Annotated in this window: 15 protein-coding genes; 6 read left to right on the forward strand and 9 right to left on the reverse strand. The window is 62.1% G+C overall.

Annotation, left to right across the window (positions count from 1 at the left end; all coding sequences use genetic code 11):
• The first annotated feature begins 31 nt into the window (after nt 1–31).
• Nucleotides 32–973, forward strand: coding sequence for a polysaccharide pyruvyl transferase family protein (locus tag AC1DDS_RS12870; protein WP_477479251.1), 942 nt, complete (start codon nt 32–34; stop codon nt 971–973).
• 21 nt (nt 974–994) lie between these two features.
• Here the strand turns inward: AC1DDS_RS12870 and AC1DDS_RS12875 are convergent, their stop codons facing one another.
• Together AC1DDS_RS12875 and AC1DDS_RS12880 are read right to left on the reverse strand one after the other, a co-directional pair.
• Nucleotides 995–1,999: a glycosyltransferase family 2 protein gene (locus AC1DDS_RS12875; protein WP_477479252.1), complete on the reverse strand. Its 1,005-nt coding sequence runs from the start codon at nt 1,997–1,999 to the stop codon at nt 995–997.
• Nucleotides 2,000–2,163: 164 nt separating this feature from the next.
• Entirely contained in the window at nt 2,164–2,457 is a 294-nt protein-coding gene (locus tag AC1DDS_RS12880) for an exopolysaccharide production repressor protein (RefSeq protein WP_310420095.1), read from the reverse strand.
• Between the two features lie 744 nt (nt 2,458–3,201).
• Between AC1DDS_RS12880 and AC1DDS_RS12885 the strand changes: the two genes are divergently transcribed.
• The 3 genes from AC1DDS_RS12885 to AC1DDS_RS12895 all read left to right on the forward strand — a co-directional run bounded on the left by AC1DDS_RS12885 (nt 3,202) and on the right by AC1DDS_RS12895 (nt 6,487).
• On the forward strand, nt 3,202–3,879 hold the full coding sequence (locus AC1DDS_RS12885) for a sugar transferase (protein ID WP_477479253.1): 678 nt from the start codon (nt 3,202–3,204) through the stop codon (nt 3,877–3,879).
• An 84-nt stretch (nt 3,880–3,963) separates the two neighbouring features.
• Nucleotides 3,964–5,172 (forward strand): polysaccharide biosynthesis/export family protein, encoded by a 1,209-nt coding sequence (locus AC1DDS_RS12890; protein ID WP_477479347.1) that lies wholly within the window; start codon nt 3,964–3,966, stop codon nt 5,170–5,172.
• Nucleotides 5,173–5,179: 7 nt separating this feature from the next.
• Nucleotides 5,180–6,487 (forward strand): O-antigen ligase family protein, encoded by a 1,308-nt coding sequence (locus AC1DDS_RS12895; RefSeq protein ID WP_477479254.1) that lies wholly within the window; start codon nt 5,180–5,182, stop codon nt 6,485–6,487.
• On the opposite strand, the gene AC1DDS_RS12900 is transcribed toward AC1DDS_RS12895, so the two are convergent.
• From AC1DDS_RS12900 to AC1DDS_RS12920, 5 genes are read right to left on the reverse strand one after another with little or no spacing between them, the layout of a single operon-like run.
• Nucleotides 6,484–7,773 carry a TRAP transporter large permease gene (locus AC1DDS_RS12900; RefSeq protein ID WP_477479255.1) on the reverse strand — a complete coding sequence of 430 codons (1,290 nt, stop codon included), beginning with the start codon at nt 7,771–7,773 and terminating at the stop codon, nt 6,484–6,486. The two genes, AC1DDS_RS12895 and AC1DDS_RS12900, sit on opposite strands and share 4 nt — an antisense overlap.
• 1 nt (nt 7,774) lies before the next feature.
• Nucleotides 7,775–8,308, reverse strand: a complete 534-nt coding sequence (locus AC1DDS_RS12905) for a TRAP transporter small permease (protein ID WP_477479256.1) — start codon at nt 8,306–8,308, stop codon at nt 7,775–7,777.
• A complete protein-coding gene (dctP, locus tag AC1DDS_RS12910) occupies nt 8,305–9,315 on the reverse strand; it encodes a TRAP transporter substrate-binding protein DctP (protein ID WP_477479257.1) in 1,011 nt (336 codons plus the stop codon). The genes AC1DDS_RS12905 and dctP overlap by 4 nt, the downstream gene beginning before the upstream one ends.
• A gap of 30 nt (nt 9,316–9,345) precedes the next feature.
• Entirely contained in the window at nt 9,346–10,665 is a 1,320-nt protein-coding gene (locus AC1DDS_RS12915) for an NAD(P)/FAD-dependent oxidoreductase (RefSeq protein ID WP_477479258.1), read from the reverse strand.
• On the reverse strand, nt 10,662–11,027 hold the full coding sequence (locus tag AC1DDS_RS12920) for a hypothetical protein (protein WP_477479259.1): 366 nt from the start codon (nt 11,025–11,027) through the stop codon (nt 10,662–10,664). Before AC1DDS_RS12920 ends, AC1DDS_RS12915 begins: the two co-directional genes overlap by 4 nt.
• Before the next feature lie 95 nt (nt 11,028–11,122).
• Between AC1DDS_RS12920 and AC1DDS_RS12925 the strand changes: the two genes are divergently transcribed.
• Nucleotides 11,123–11,812 carry a TetR/AcrR family transcriptional regulator gene (locus AC1DDS_RS12925; protein ID WP_477479260.1) on the forward strand — a complete coding sequence of 230 codons (690 nt, stop codon included), beginning with the start codon at nt 11,123–11,125 and terminating at the stop codon, nt 11,810–11,812.
• 133 nt (nt 11,813–11,945) lie between these two features.
• On the opposite strand, the gene AC1DDS_RS12930 is transcribed toward AC1DDS_RS12925, so the two are convergent.
• Both AC1DDS_RS12930 and AC1DDS_RS12935 read right to left on the reverse strand, forming a co-directional pair.
• Nucleotides 11,946–12,668 (reverse strand): aspartate/glutamate racemase family protein, encoded by a 723-nt coding sequence (locus AC1DDS_RS12930; RefSeq protein WP_477479261.1) that lies wholly within the window; start codon nt 12,666–12,668, stop codon nt 11,946–11,948.
• 22 nt (nt 12,669–12,690) lie between these two features.
• Entirely contained in the window at nt 12,691–13,320 is a 630-nt protein-coding gene (locus AC1DDS_RS12935; RefSeq protein WP_477479262.1) for a flavin reductase family protein, read from the reverse strand.
• 131 nt (nt 13,321–13,451) lie between these two features.
• Here AC1DDS_RS12935 and AC1DDS_RS12940 point away from each other — a divergent pair, with 131 nt between their 5' ends.
• On the forward strand, nt 13,452–14,129 hold the full coding sequence (locus AC1DDS_RS12940) for a GntR family transcriptional regulator (RefSeq protein ID WP_310420116.1): 678 nt from the start codon (nt 13,452–13,454) through the stop codon (nt 14,127–14,129).

Genomic DNA, 14,129 nt, shown 5'->3' on the forward strand with positions numbered 1-14,129 from the left:
CGCGCCTATCCCGAAGACACAGGAGACCTGAATGAAGCCCTATTACTGGGAATCACAGCACGGCAATTTCGGCGACGACCTGAACCTCTGGCTCTGGGATTTCCTGCTGCCCGGCTTTCGCGACGTCCATCCTGACACGCTGCTGGTCGGAGTGGGTACCGTGCTCAACGAGATGCTGCTGCCGAAGGAGGGCCGCAAGCTGGTGTTGGGAAGCGGCTTCGGCTATGGCGCGCTGCCCGACATGCGCGACGCCGCCACATGGGATATCCGCTGCGTCCGCGGGCCGCTGACCGCGCAGAAGATCGGCATCGACGAGGCGCTCGGGATCATCGACCCGGCGGTGATGGTGGCCGACATGCCGGAGTTCCGCCATCTCGCGAAGGCACATCGAAAGAGCTTCGTGCCGCATTGGGAATCGGCGATTGCCGGCTTGTGGCCGGAGGTCTGCGCTACGGTCGGTGTCAATTACATCGACCCACGCGGTGACGCGAAGGAGGTGATCGCCGAAATCGCCCGGTCGGAAATGATCATCGCCGAATCGATGCATGGCGCCATTCTCGCTGATGCGTTCCGCGTTCCCTGGGTGGCGGTGACCACATCGCCCAACATCAACAGCTTCAAGTGGAACGACTGGGCGGACACCGTCCGCGTCAGTTACCGGCCACGCTATGTTCCCGTTTCCAGCCGCGCGGAGGCGATCTTCAAGGGCACCCGTTTCTGGGGCGTCGAGTTCGAGCCGCGACGCCATGTCGCCGACAGCCAGCAGGACCACGCTGAACTTCTGGTTCGCGAGAAGTCATCGAGCCGCAAGACGCTGCGGTCGGCCGCCAAGCAGATGCTTGCCGCCCCCTCCGCACTGGCGCTCTGGCAGGCAAGCCGTGCCGAGCCGCAACTGAGCGCCGATGCCGCGCTCAGCGAGCGCAAGGAGCGCTTTCTCACAACACTCGAAGGCGTTCGCCGCGATTATTTCTGACAGGATGGCCCGACCGTCGGACTATTGCCCACGCGGCGGCGCGGCGAGCAGGTAACGGATCCTACCGGTTCCCCCGAGCGCTTCCGGCGCCTCGGCGCGGCGGCGAAAACGCGCGGTCTTGTCGGACAGGATGCCACCAGCGATGGCTGGAAATGCAAGGGGGTGCGTCACAGCGTAGGAGATGGCTCGCGCGACGCCGAGCTGCTTTTTCAGATCGAGGAAGTGCCGCAATTCATAGCGTGCCCGGATATGGCGCTCGTGCTTGCGGATCAACGCCCGATCCTTTGGCAGCAGGCCCGGCCCGGCCAGCATTGCGCGATCGGCCTCGTAGAGACGCTTGAGGTCCTCCGTGCGGTGGCTGCCGCTCAAGGAATCGCCGCGCACGACCGCACCATAGCCGCAACTGTGAATGATCTTGTAGCGCGCTCCCTTCGCAAGAGCTCGGGCATAGAGGTTGTAGTCCTCACCGAGCCTCAGCTGTTGCTTGTAGCGCAGCCCATGGCGGTCGAGAAAATCACGCCGGATCAGCGGCTTGAGAAAGCCGATTTCACCCCTGCGGACGCCGCGCCGGGAGATATTGCCTTCGACGAAGGCCCCCAGGCCGATATGGTACGGCTTCGGCTCGAATTCTGCGATCTCCAGATGGGCTTGCGGTGCCCTTGCCTCGTCGACGAAGGCGATGTTGTCGGCGACAAAGTCCCAGCCGTCTTCGGCAAGCAGTCGCGCGGAGCGTCCCGGCAGCAGGAAGTCGTCGGCGTCGAGGACGCTGAGGATCGGCGCATGCGACACCCGGATCGCGTGGTTCCGGGCAGCAGCCGGTCCCTGGTTTTCGTCGAAACGAAGGATGCGCAACCGGCCGCTCGCATCGTCTGCGGCGCGCGCAGCCCCGCCCGTGTCGTCCGTCGATCCGTCGTCGACGACGATGACTTCGCTCGTTTCCGGCTCTCTCAATGCTGACGATACGGCACGCCCGATGGTTGGGGCGGCATTCTTGGCAGCGATGATGACGCAGATTCCATTGTTCATCGTTCCGACCGTTCTCCGTTGCAAGTGTGCGCGTGAAACGCGGGGCCAGTCGCCCGGGTAGGAGCGAAGCGGCACGTCGGGACCATGGAAAATGATCGTGTCCCCTTCGGGGCCATGCTGGAGATGATCGCAACAGTTGGCACGAAAGCGAGCCTAAAGAGGCGTCAGTAGTTGGAAGGCCCGGGTTCGTTCAGCCTGGAAACTGTGAGGCTCGAGGCCGATTTATCCTCAGCACCCACTGCAGTGGGCACGATCGCCTCATCGACCTTCCGTTGGCGCTCGCGCGCTTCCCTCCAGACGAGAAAGAGTACGCCCGCGAAATAGCCAACCTGCAGCAAGACCGCGCAAATCAAAGTTCGAATGAGGGTCCCGGTTAGCGAACCCGTCAGCCCATACGTCACCAGTCCGAAGACCAGCAATGTGCCGACCATGCTTATGAAGACGCGCGGACCATACATCGCGCTAGCTCGGGCCCATGGAATGAATTGGGAATGTCATGTCGAGGCGGCCTCCTCCCGGACACCTTGGGAGCGCGTCGAGTATATTCGCCGGGCGTCGCAGGTTCAATCTTTGGCTGCGCTTCCTTATTGAACAGGATGAAAAGGCGGGCAATTCAACAGGTTGTGATCGCCTTGGCTCGACCTCGTCTCCTGCAACGAATCGGACCGCGGCCAAATCGGGCGGCATTCGGCCGTATTGCCGCCGCATTACATCAACTGCGTGATCGGCTGAACGCAGATGCAGCCTCTGATGTATGCGACCAGCTCCCCTGCGATCACCTTTTGTTACAGGATCTATACCGACAGTCCCCTGCGATCAGCACATCGCCGCGCAATGCTGCACTGCAATAGCAGAAGGAAATTTGCTATAAATAGAAACACTGCATCCGTTCACAAAGACAAACAAAGAACTACTTAAATGAAAAAGATAAACATGTTCAGCGATTAAACTATCAAATTTGGCCAAGCGCAAAAAATTGCAATATTATTTATATAAATTACTCCATACGATAAGATGATACATGCGAGAATTGAACTATAACTATGAAGAACATATATTATAAGCGCCTTAAATAGAAGGCCTCACGCGCTGTCACCAAAAATTCTCCCCTGAAACAAACTCTGACCAAACGTTGCGTGTTGGATGGCGCCCGCGTCCCAAGCGGACACGACCAATCGACAAACCGGAACGGAGCCCCCTCTATGAAGTCCGCGACACGATCGGCCAGTTCGACGTTTCTCAGCACCGGTACAGCCGGCGCCCCGCCCCTTGGCGGAATTACCAAGCGTGGTTTTGATATCCTGGCCGCCTCGATGGCACTCGTTTTTCTCAGCCCGATCTTCCTGCTGATCAGCCTGCTCGTCAAAATGTCCGATGGCGGCGCGGTGTTTTACGGACACCGCCGCGTCGGCCACAACGGGCGCAGCTTCCGCTGTCTGAAATTCCGGACCATGCGGGTCGACGGCGACCGCGTCCTCCAGCAATACCTCAAGGCCAACCCGGATGCCTATGAGGAGTGGCGCACGACCCGCAAGCTCAAGGACGATCCACGGGTGACGGTCGTCGGCACCGTGCTGCGCAAGCTCAGCCTCGACGAGCTGCCGCAACTCTTCAACATCCTCCGTGGCGAGATGAGCATCGTCGGTCCGCGGCCCGTCGTCGAGGACGAGCTCGAGCTCTACGAGGCTGCCGCCGCCTACTACCTGCAGACGCGCCCGGGCCTGACCGGTCTCTGGCAGGTCAGCGGACGCAACGATGTCTCCTACGCCGCCCGCATCGCATTCGACTCCCAGTATGTCCGGACCTGGTCGCTGACCAACGACGTCATCATCGTTGCCAGGACGATCCCCGCCGTCTGCCTGTCGCGCGGCAGCTACTGATCTCACTGAACGGGTACATCCATGACGAAGGTTAGAGCGGCTGCGATGCCGCGACGATTCCGTATTCGCACTTCCGCCGCCGGCATGGCCCTCGGTCTGGTGCTGGGGTTGCTGCACAGTGGCCAGGCACGTGCCGAGGAATATCGGCTCGACGTTCTCGACAAGCTGCGCATCCGCGTCGTTGAGTGGCAGACCGCCGAGGGGGCCGTGCGGGACTGGTCTGCGCTCAGCGGCGACTATGCCGTTGGCACATCCGGGCAAATATCCCTGCCGCTCGTCGGGGAACTTCCGGTCGCCGGCAAGACGACCGCCGAAGTGGCCGCCGAAATTGGCGATCGGATGCAGAAGCTCTTTGCGCTGCGCGACCTGCCCTCGGCGTCGGTCGAGTTGGCGCAGTACCGGCCGATCTATGTCGCCGGCGCGGTGCAGGATCCCGGCGAATATCCTTTCGCCCCCAGCATGACGGTGCTGAAGGCCATCAGCCTCGGCGGCGGCTTGCGCCGCGGTGAGGCGGGGCAGCGCTTCGCCCGCGACTTCATCCGGGCGGACGGGGATGCATCGGTGCTGGTGGCGGAGCGCAACCGGCTCCTGGTCCGGCGCGCCAGGCTGCAGGCCGAAATCACCAACAAGGATAAAATCGCTCCGCCCGGCGAACTGAAGGACGCGCCCGACCTGACGAGCCTCGTGGAAAGCGAGACAGCGCTGATGGAATCCCGCGACCGCAGGCAGAAGGTCCAGCTCGCGGCGCTGGCAGACCTGAAGGCGCTGTTGCAGAACGAGATTGATTCGCTTGCCAAGAAGTCGGAGACGCAGGCCCGCCAACTTTCCCTTGTCGATGAGGATCTCAAAAAGGTCGAAAGTCTCACCGAAAAGGGCCTGACGGTCAGCTCGCGAAAGCTGTCGCTCGAGCAGCGGATCGCCGATGTGCAGGCTTCGCTGCTCGACATCGACACGGCGTCGCTGAAAGCCAAGCAGGACGCCAGCAAGGCAAACCAGGACGAGACCAATCTGAAGAACGATTGGGATGCAATGCTTGCGCAGGAACTGCAGAACACCGAACGCGAACTGGAGGCGGTGACATTGAAGCTTTCAACCAGCCAGAAGCTGGTGTCGGAAGCCTTGCTGCAATCGGCGGAAGCGGCCACCACCAAGGAGAACGGTTCCGGTGCCGACATCGCCTATGTGATCGTCCGCCAAAAGGACGGTCAAGCGACCGAAGTCACGGCTGACGAGATGACGGAAGTACTGCCCGGCGACGTGGTCAAGGTTCAGTTGAACATGGCCATGCGATGAGGCTCGCATGAGGATCGCCAAGGCCAGCCTGGTAACGCCCGGTGAGAACCGGGCCTACGGCATCGTTGCGGTGGCCCTGTCTCTCTTCGTGTTTGCCTACTCGACGCTGTTCGGCCAAGTATCTATCCTCGCCTATTACGGGTTGTGGCTCCCGCTTGTCCTGGTCGACTACCGCAGAGTGCTCGGCAACTACTCGCGCTACCTCTGGATCCTCCCATTCGCGGTCTTCGCCTGCCTGTCGATGTTCTGGTCAGCCGCCCCCGCGCAGACGCTGCGCACGGGCATCCAGTACCTGTCGCATGTTATCTGCGCGCTGATTGCCATGCGCACGATCGACATTGCGACGCTGGCGCGCGGTGTGTTGGTTGGGGTCGGCCTCGTGCTCCTCTATTCCTTCGCTTTCGGCGTTTATCATGCCGACCCGCTCGATGGCACGGTGAGCTTCGTTGGCGCCTTCGCCTCGAAGAACCAGCTCGGCTTCTACGCCTCGCTTGGCGTTTATTTCGCGGTCGCGGCGGTCACGATCCTCGGCGAGCGCCATCTGTGGATGGCCGTGAGCGCAGGCGTGGGACTGCTCTCTGGCTATGCCCTTGCAGTATCGCAGTCGGCAACCTCCGTGCTAACGACGGCTGCAGTTGTCGGCTGCTGCATTGGCCTTAACATATTGACGTGGCTTACGCCGCGAAACCGCAAATCGCTGTTTGTCGGCGGAACCATCCTGTTTGCAGTCGGTGCTGTCGCCTTCATCTCAGCCGGAGGCTATGGCCTCGTGCTCGGAGCCTTCGGCAAGGACGCGACACTGACTGGCCGAACCTATCTTTGGCAACAGGGGATCGAGGCGGCCGCGGCCAACCCGTGGTTCGGTGTCGGCTATCAGGCGTACTGGGTCCAGGGCTTTTCGGAAGCGGAGCGGCTGTGGGAGGAATTCTACATCGGCACCCGAACCGGTTTTCACTTTCACAACACCTTCATCGGGGCTGCGGTCGAGACAGGTGCCATCGGGCTCCTGCTGCTGTGCATGGTGCTGGCCGTCACGATCGCCGGGCATCTTGGCCGCTTCCTCTCGACTGACCGCCATCCGGAGGCCGCACTGCTGCTGGGCCTGGCTGTGCTGCTCGCCATGCGCGCCTTCGTGGAGATCGACATCATGACGCCCTATCATGTGGGCTCGTTCCTCCTCTATGTCGCCGCCGGCAAGCTGACCATCCGCCAGCCGCGCCGGATGGCAGGCCCGACACCATGGCCGACCGTTCCCCGACTGCCCGTGGCGTCGCTCGCCACGGCCACCAGCCAGCGACATCACCTTCGCAGCTAGAGCAGGCCCAGCCAGCGCGGCAGAGCCAGCGACAGCGCCGGGATGAAGGTCGTCAGCACCATCACCGGCAAGGCGACGAAGGCCATCATCCGCAGCGCAGGACCGACGGCGTGATGGACCGAGACCTTGCCGATCCTGCAGGCCATGAACAGCACCGGCGCCATGGGCGGGCTGTTAGCGCCAATCACCACCGAGGTCGCGACGATCGCCGCGAAGTGAACGGGATGGACATCGACCGAGACCATCAGCGGCAGCAACAGCGGCGCAATCACGACTGTGACCGAGACATCGTCGATCAGCGCCCCGGCGATGATCAGAAAAACGTTCACCAGAATCATCACCCCGATCGGGTTGCTGACGAGCTGGGCGACAAGTTCGGTCAGGTCCTGCGGGATGCGCTCGGCAACGAGGATGCGGCCGATCACGAAGGAAAAGAGCAGTATGAGCACGATCGAGCCGGTCGTCTCGGCGGCCGCGACGGTGCTGTCGCGCAACCGCGCAAGGCTCATGTCGCGATAAACGAAGATGCCGATGGTGACGGCGGCGACGACGGCGAAGGCGGCCGCCTCGGTTGGGGTGAAATAGCCTCCGTAGATGCCGCCGATGATGATCACGGGCAGGGAAAGTGCCGGCAGTGTGCGCAGCGTGATGCGCCTCTTCTCAGGCCCCGAGAGCCTGCGCTCATCGTGAAGCTCGTGGATGCGACGCCCGATCTGGGCGCGGTTGAAGAGCATGAGCCCGATCATCAGCATGATCCCGGGCACGATCGAGGCGGCGAAGCAGGCCGCGACCGACTGCTGGGTCGCCACGGCGAAAAGGATCATGGTGATCGACGGTGGAATGAGGATCCCGAGCAACGAGGAAACCCCGAGAAGCGCCGCCGAATAGCCGCGTGGATAGCCGCGCTCGGCCATCGGGTCGATCATCAGCGTCCCGATCGCCGCCACTGCCGCCGTGGCGGTGCCGGCAATCGCGCCGAAAACCCCCGATGCCCCGACCATGGCATTGCCAAGCCCGCCGCGCCGCCGACCGATGGCCATTTCGATGAAGGCGACGAGCCGGCTCGCGATCCCGCCCGACTGCATGAGATAGCCCGCGAGGATGAACAGGGGCAGTGCCAGCAGGATCACGGAATTGAGCGACCTGAAGCCCTGAAGCATCAGGGTGTTGAGGTTCACGTCATAGATCCAGACCAGCGCCGCGACGACACCGGCGAAGGACCATGCGACGGGAAGGCCGATCCCCAGAAGGACAAGCAGCAGCCCCAGGACGAGTAAAGCCTCCATCTTAGGCCCCCTTGCTGGAATAAACGATCTGAAGGCCTGTGCGGACGAGGTCCCGCAGCGCGTAGAGGATGGCCGAAAGTGCGGCGAGCGCAAACGATGCCTGCGCCGACCACAAAGGCAGGTCAAGGACCGGAATGGTCTGGGGACGCTTCATGCCCCATGCCAGCATCTTCCAGACCCACAGCGCGAAGAAGCCGGCAATGACGAGGGTCAGGGCAGCGACGACGAGACTGTGGATCGCCTTGACGCGGGGCGATTGAAGCGAGGTTGCCAGGAAATCGACAACCAGATGCTCGTTGCGGCGCGAGGCCAGAACGGCCCCTGCCATGTAAAGCCAGATCGCTGCGAGAAGGCTCGCTTCATGCATGCCAAGCAGCGCATAGTTGAAGAAGAACCGGCAGATCACCAGAGCGACCAGCGCAAGCGTTACGATTGCGCTGGTCACCAGGACGGTCGCGCGCAGGAGCCAGGCAAAGACCCGGTCGGTTTTTGTCAGGAAGGCGATCACGCGAACCTCGATGGCGACAGGGATCAATCGGCGGATGCGTTCTGCCGGACGAGATCAAGGAGATCCGCGCCGATGAGCGGCTCCATCTGCGGCCAGACCGCCTCGCGCACGGTTCGCCGCAGCGTTTCCAGCTCTTCGGGGCTCAGTTCGACGTACTTGTGGCCGAGCTTCTTCCATTCCTCCACGTACCCGTCATCGGCCCGCTTGGCGGCCTCGAACTGTGCCAGCATGACCTTTTCCGCCCCGGCGGCGACGGCCTGCTGCTGTTCGGGCGAGAGCTTGTCCCAGCTTTCCATGTTGGCGGTGAGGATGCCGGTCAGGAACTGCTGGCGGCTGTGGACGTAGTCGGTCAAGACATCGCCGAAGTACTTGAAGTCATAGAAGATCACGTTGGCGCTGTCGCCATCGACGACGCCGGTCTGAAGCGCCGAGTAAAGCTCGCCCCAATCGATCGTCGCGGTCTGATAGCCCATGGCGGCGATGGTCTCGGTGAAGGGCGAAACCGGCGGCACGCGGACCTTGAAGGCCTTGGCTGCCTCGACGGTGGTCGCATGGCCGCCCTTGGTTCCGACGCCGTTGAAGCCTTCCGGCCATGCGCCGAGATACTTCAGCCCGGCATCGGCATAGACTCCGGACAGCGCGCTGCTCAGCCAGCCGTCCTTGCCATAGGCGGTCAGGGCGGCAGACCAGTCGGTGAACATGTAGGGCGTGTAGATCAGCGAGATGCGCTTGTCATAGGAGGTCATCGGCCAGTTCAGCATCAGATCCACGTCGCCGGCCATCAGCAGGTCGAACACCTCCTGCTGGCCGCCAAGCTCGTTCTGATAGAAGATCTCGAGCTTCAGTTCGCCGTTGGTGGCGGTCTCGATCTCCTTCGCCCAGGTCTCGATCGCATTGCCCGCATCCGAGCCTTTCGCGCCGGAATCGGTTGCGATCTTCAGCGTCTCGGCCACGGCCGGGGCCGCCCATGCCGTGCAGGACATGAACGCAGCCGTAAACGCTGCCGCTTTCAGGTTGCGCATTGCATTCGTCATCGTGTCTCCTCCCCCAGGGTTGGTCTTCCCTCAGGCCTCGTGTCGGTTCTTGTAAATCTCGTAAGCGAAACGCGCCCTCACCCCGATGTCGAGGAACGGCCGTGGCGGGACCGGCGTCGGCGTGCCGAGGCTGATCATGTCGGCGATCAGCGGATCGTCCTCGCCAAGCGCCATTTCCGCGGCAAGCCGCCCGCTGATCGTGCCCTTGGCGACGCCCACGGCGTTCTGGCACACCGCGCTCCAGACGTTCGGGGCGACCTGACCGAAACCCGGCGCGCCATTGCGCGACAGGCAGATATAGCCCGTCCAGGTATGCTCCATCGTGACGCCCTGGAGCATCGGGAAACGGTCGTCGAACAGGCGCTGGTGTTCTGCGCGGATCTTCAAACGGCGCTCGTCGGATTGCCGCAACCCAGGGCAGAAATGAATGTTCTGCCGGATCAGGATGCGGTGATCGTTGGTGTAGCGCATGGTGATGCCCGCGAAGGCATTGGCCGGAGTCGAGCCCCACGGCGCGATATTGCCGAGCGCAGCCTGTTCCGCCTCGGTGAGACGACGCGAAAGGCTGGCGTGCGCGGCGAAGCTCAGGAGCTTGCCTTTCCAGAAACCGAAGCGCGCGGCGAGCCCGTTCACGGCCAGGATGGCCTTAGGCGCCTTGACGGAGCCCTGCGCGGTCCTGAGTGTGATGGTGGAGCCAAAATCCGCCTCGAGCACCGGGCAATTTTCATAAAGCGTCACGTTCTCGGGCAGGTTTTCACCCAGACCGCGATTCAGGGCGGCAGGATTGAGAAGCACCGTCCCGCGCGTGTAGACCGACGCCGCGAAGTGGCGCGTGCCAAGCCGTTTAGCAGTCTCTTCGCGCCCCAGCCATTCGTAGGGCTCGTTCAGCCGGTCCAATTCCTTGATCGTCGGCCTGAGAACCTCTTCCGCCCCTCTCTCCGAGCTGGCGGTATGATACTTCCCATGCTCGCTCCAGTCGCAGTCGATACCGTAGCGCTGTACGCAGTCGCGCAGGGAGGAGATCCCTGCACGGGAAAGCCGCATGTAGGCATTTCCCTTGGCCAGTTCTTCGAGCGACGAGCCGACGTTGTGGGGCAGATCGATGGCAAAGCCCGAGTTTCGCCCCGAGGCGTTTTCGCCGAGTTGCTGCGCATCAAAAACGACGATCTTTGCATTCGGACGCAACTCGCCCAAGCGACGCGCCGCGCCGATCCCGGCAAAGCCGGCGCCGATCACAACGACATCGGCGCTGATATCACCGGTCAGCGGCGGACAAGGCTGACGCGACGGCAGAAGCGCACTCCAGCCGTTCACGCGGTCGTCCTTGGGAAGCAGCTTGATGCGGGTCATGCGGCAACCCCGCGCGCCCAGCTTGCAGGCTGAAGACTGTAAAAGACCAGCGCATCCTTCGAGCGATAGCGCACCGGCGTACCGGCGGGCAGCCAGATCGTGTCCATCGGCGCCGCTTCGAGCAGACCCGCGGGTGTCTCGACGGAAAATTCGCCCGAGATCACAAGGATCAGCTCGTCATATTCCACCTGCCACGGAATATCCGCATCCCGAAAACGGGCAAAGCCGCCGGAAAGCTCGCTCCGATCGGCAAGCCCTGCAACCTCCACGACATCCGCCATCTCGGGATAGGCGAAACGCGGTTGAAATTTCAACGCAGAAAAGCGGTTCACGCGCGCCGGCGCCTTGGCTTCGTCCGTCATCTTTCTCTTCCACCCGGTCGTTCTGTCTGATCTAAATAAATCATGACCACAAGACACATGTGTATGGACACATGCATGCCTGTATGGAGAAGTCAATGACGAACCGCGAACTGATCGAGCGAGTCAGCGCTGCCGCCGGGGAGAACCGCGCCGAACCGCGACTGACGCGCGCCGATTGGCTCGACAAAGCATTGAGGGTGCTGATCGAAAGCGGCATCGATTCGGTCAGGATTACGCGTCTCGCGGATTTGCTCGGGGTCACGCGTGGCAGCTTCTACTGGCACTTCGCCGACCGCGGACAGTTGCTCGCGGCGATGCTCAAGGTGTGGGAGCAGTCCAATACCGCCAGCATCATCCGTGCCGCGACCACTCCGGGAACACTCGAGGACCGGGTCCTTGCGCTTTTCATGTGCTGGATCGATCCTGGACTGTTCGATCCCCGGCTCGATTTCGCCGTGCGCGACTGGGCGCGCGGCGATGCGGAGCTTCAGCGCAATATCGCAATGTCGGATCAACAGCGGATGGACGCGCTTGTTGCCATGTTCGAGTCCCATGGCTTTCCCGAGCGCCAGGCTCTCATCCGCGCCCGCAACTTCTACTATACGCAGATGGGATACTACGCCCTCAACATACACGAGCCGCTGTCGGCCCGCTTGTCTTATCTGTCGACCTACTTCGAGACCTATACGGACGAAACGCTGAGCGCCGAAGCCGAACGCGCCTTCCGTGTCCGCATCATTGCACGCAAGGATCTCTGGGGCGATGAGCCCATTCCGCACTGTTGAGATGGACTGGTTGATGTCGGCGCGCGAACCATTAGATCAATGGAATTGATAGGCGTTCATCGACCACGGATGCCAACGCTTGGCCCGCATGCCACCGCCGGCTCAGATAGCGCCTTGTCCCAAGCCGATCTATTCAGGCGCACGCGGCCATCTTGGCTTCTTTCAAGCGGGGATAGTCGTAGGCGTTGACCTTCGAGGTGGTGTAGCCGGCACCGACCAGCGCCTCGGCCAACTTGATCGCTGCCGTAACACCGTCGATGACGGGGACGCCCGTCGCCTCGCGCAATCGATCGCAGAGAGCGGACATGCCGGCGCAGCCGAGAATGATGGCCTCCGCCCGATCTTCCTTTTTCGCCGCCTCGATCTCGCGGATCAGCAGTTGCTCGGCCTCGGCCGGATCCTCCTCCAAACCGAGCACCGGCAAGTTGATGGCGCGAACCATGCGACAGTGGCGCTCCGCGCCGTAGTCGCTCACCAGGTCTTCGATAATCGGGATCGATCGGGGCAACGTCGTGATGATCGAGAAGCGGCGGCTGATGGTCATGGCGACCTGCACGGCCGCCTGGCAGATTCCGATGACAGGTCCGCGCGCCACTTCTCGCGCGGCATGGAGTCCCGGATCGTCGAAGCAGGCGACCACATAGGCATCGACGCCCAAGCGCTCGCCCTTGCGGATCTCGTCGAGCATGCCGGGCACCGCCATCGCCTCGTCGGCACCGCCCTCGATACTGACGGGCGTGTTCACGGGATTGACGGCCGAGACATGCGTATCCTTCTGCTTGACCCGCAGCGCGCTCTCCAGCGCCTGCGCGGTCATGGAGGCCGTGGAATTGGGATTGATCAGACGGATGTGCATGTAGTCAAACCTTTCAAAGCCCTTACTCGCCCTGCGGCTTGATAAAATCGGCAATCGGCGGAGCCTTCAGGACGAACTGGCGGTCGGAGGTGATGTAGTTGTCGGAATGCAGACGCGCGATCGGCTGATAGCGCTCGGGGTCGACATAGCGCCCCTCCCCGTCCAGGCATTCCCGACGGACATGCATGTGGACGACCTCGCCGAGGACGAGAGTGCGGCGCGGGTAATCGATCAGCCGCTCGACCCGGCATTCGAAAACGCACGGCGATTCCGCAGCGTAGCTCGCATCGATTTTGCTGCAGGCCTGAGCCGTCAGCCCGGCCATGGAAAGCTCGTCGACTTCGTTGTCGAACCCCAGGCCGCAGACGAGCATCTGCTCGGACAACGCCATGTCGACCATGTTGATGGCGAACTCCTGCGTGCGGCGAATGTTCGCCATCGTGTCCTTTTCCTCGCCGGTCAGGCGCGGCTGGATGCCGAGCACCACGATCGGCGGATCGTGGGAAAAGACGTTGAAGAAGCTCATCGGCGCCGCATTGTTGTGGCCGGCGGACGAACGCGTCGTCACGAGCGCGATTGGCCGGGGCCCGATGAAGTTCGTCAAAAGACGGTAGCGGCTTTGCGGCTCAAGCTCGGTAAAGTCGAATTCCATGGCGCTTTTCCGGATTTATGATCTACAATGTAGTGTCATATTGTTGACAATTCTGCAATCAAAATCCTACTGTTACAGTTGACTTTTTCTGCGGCATCCCGCTTGTCTAGCCCCAATGGGGAGTGAATCCGATGTCCGAGCAATCCGGCCCGTCCACGCAACAAATTGTCGAGAAAGTCTGGCTGTCCATCGCCGAGCGCAGGCTCCGTCCCGGTGTGCAGCTGAAGGAAGAGCAGATGGCGGCGATCTTCAATGTCAGCCGCGCCCGCATCCGCCAGGCCCTTGCCGTTCTTGAACGCGACGGTCTCGTCACCATCGTGCCCAATCGTGGCGCCTTCGTCTCCAAGCCTTCGGTCGAGGAAGCCCGCGATGTCTTCTTCGTGCGCCGCACGGTGGAGCGCTGCGTCGTCGATCGGCTGTGCAAGTCGGTGTCCAAGGCCGATCTCAAGCGCCTGCGCGACCACGTCGCCAAGGAACGCGTTGCCAATGCCAACGATGTCACGACCGATATCATCAAGCTCTCCGGCGGTTTCCATCTGCTGCTCGCCGAAACCGTGGGCTCCGACTTCTTGTTCACGACCATGCGCGACCTGATCTCTCGCTCCTCGCTGATAACCGCGGTCTACCGCAACACCAATCGCTTCAATTGCGGGCCGGACGAGCATGCGGACATCGTCGAGGCGATCGCCGCCAACGATGCCGACACGGCCACCCATCTGATGGCCCATCATCTCGAGCACGTTGAATCCGAACTCGACCTCAGCGAAATCCGCGACCTTTCCCATGATCTGCGCGCAGCACTTGCCTGA

It is taken from the genome of Mycoplana sp. 10N416, assembly GCF_056394765.1.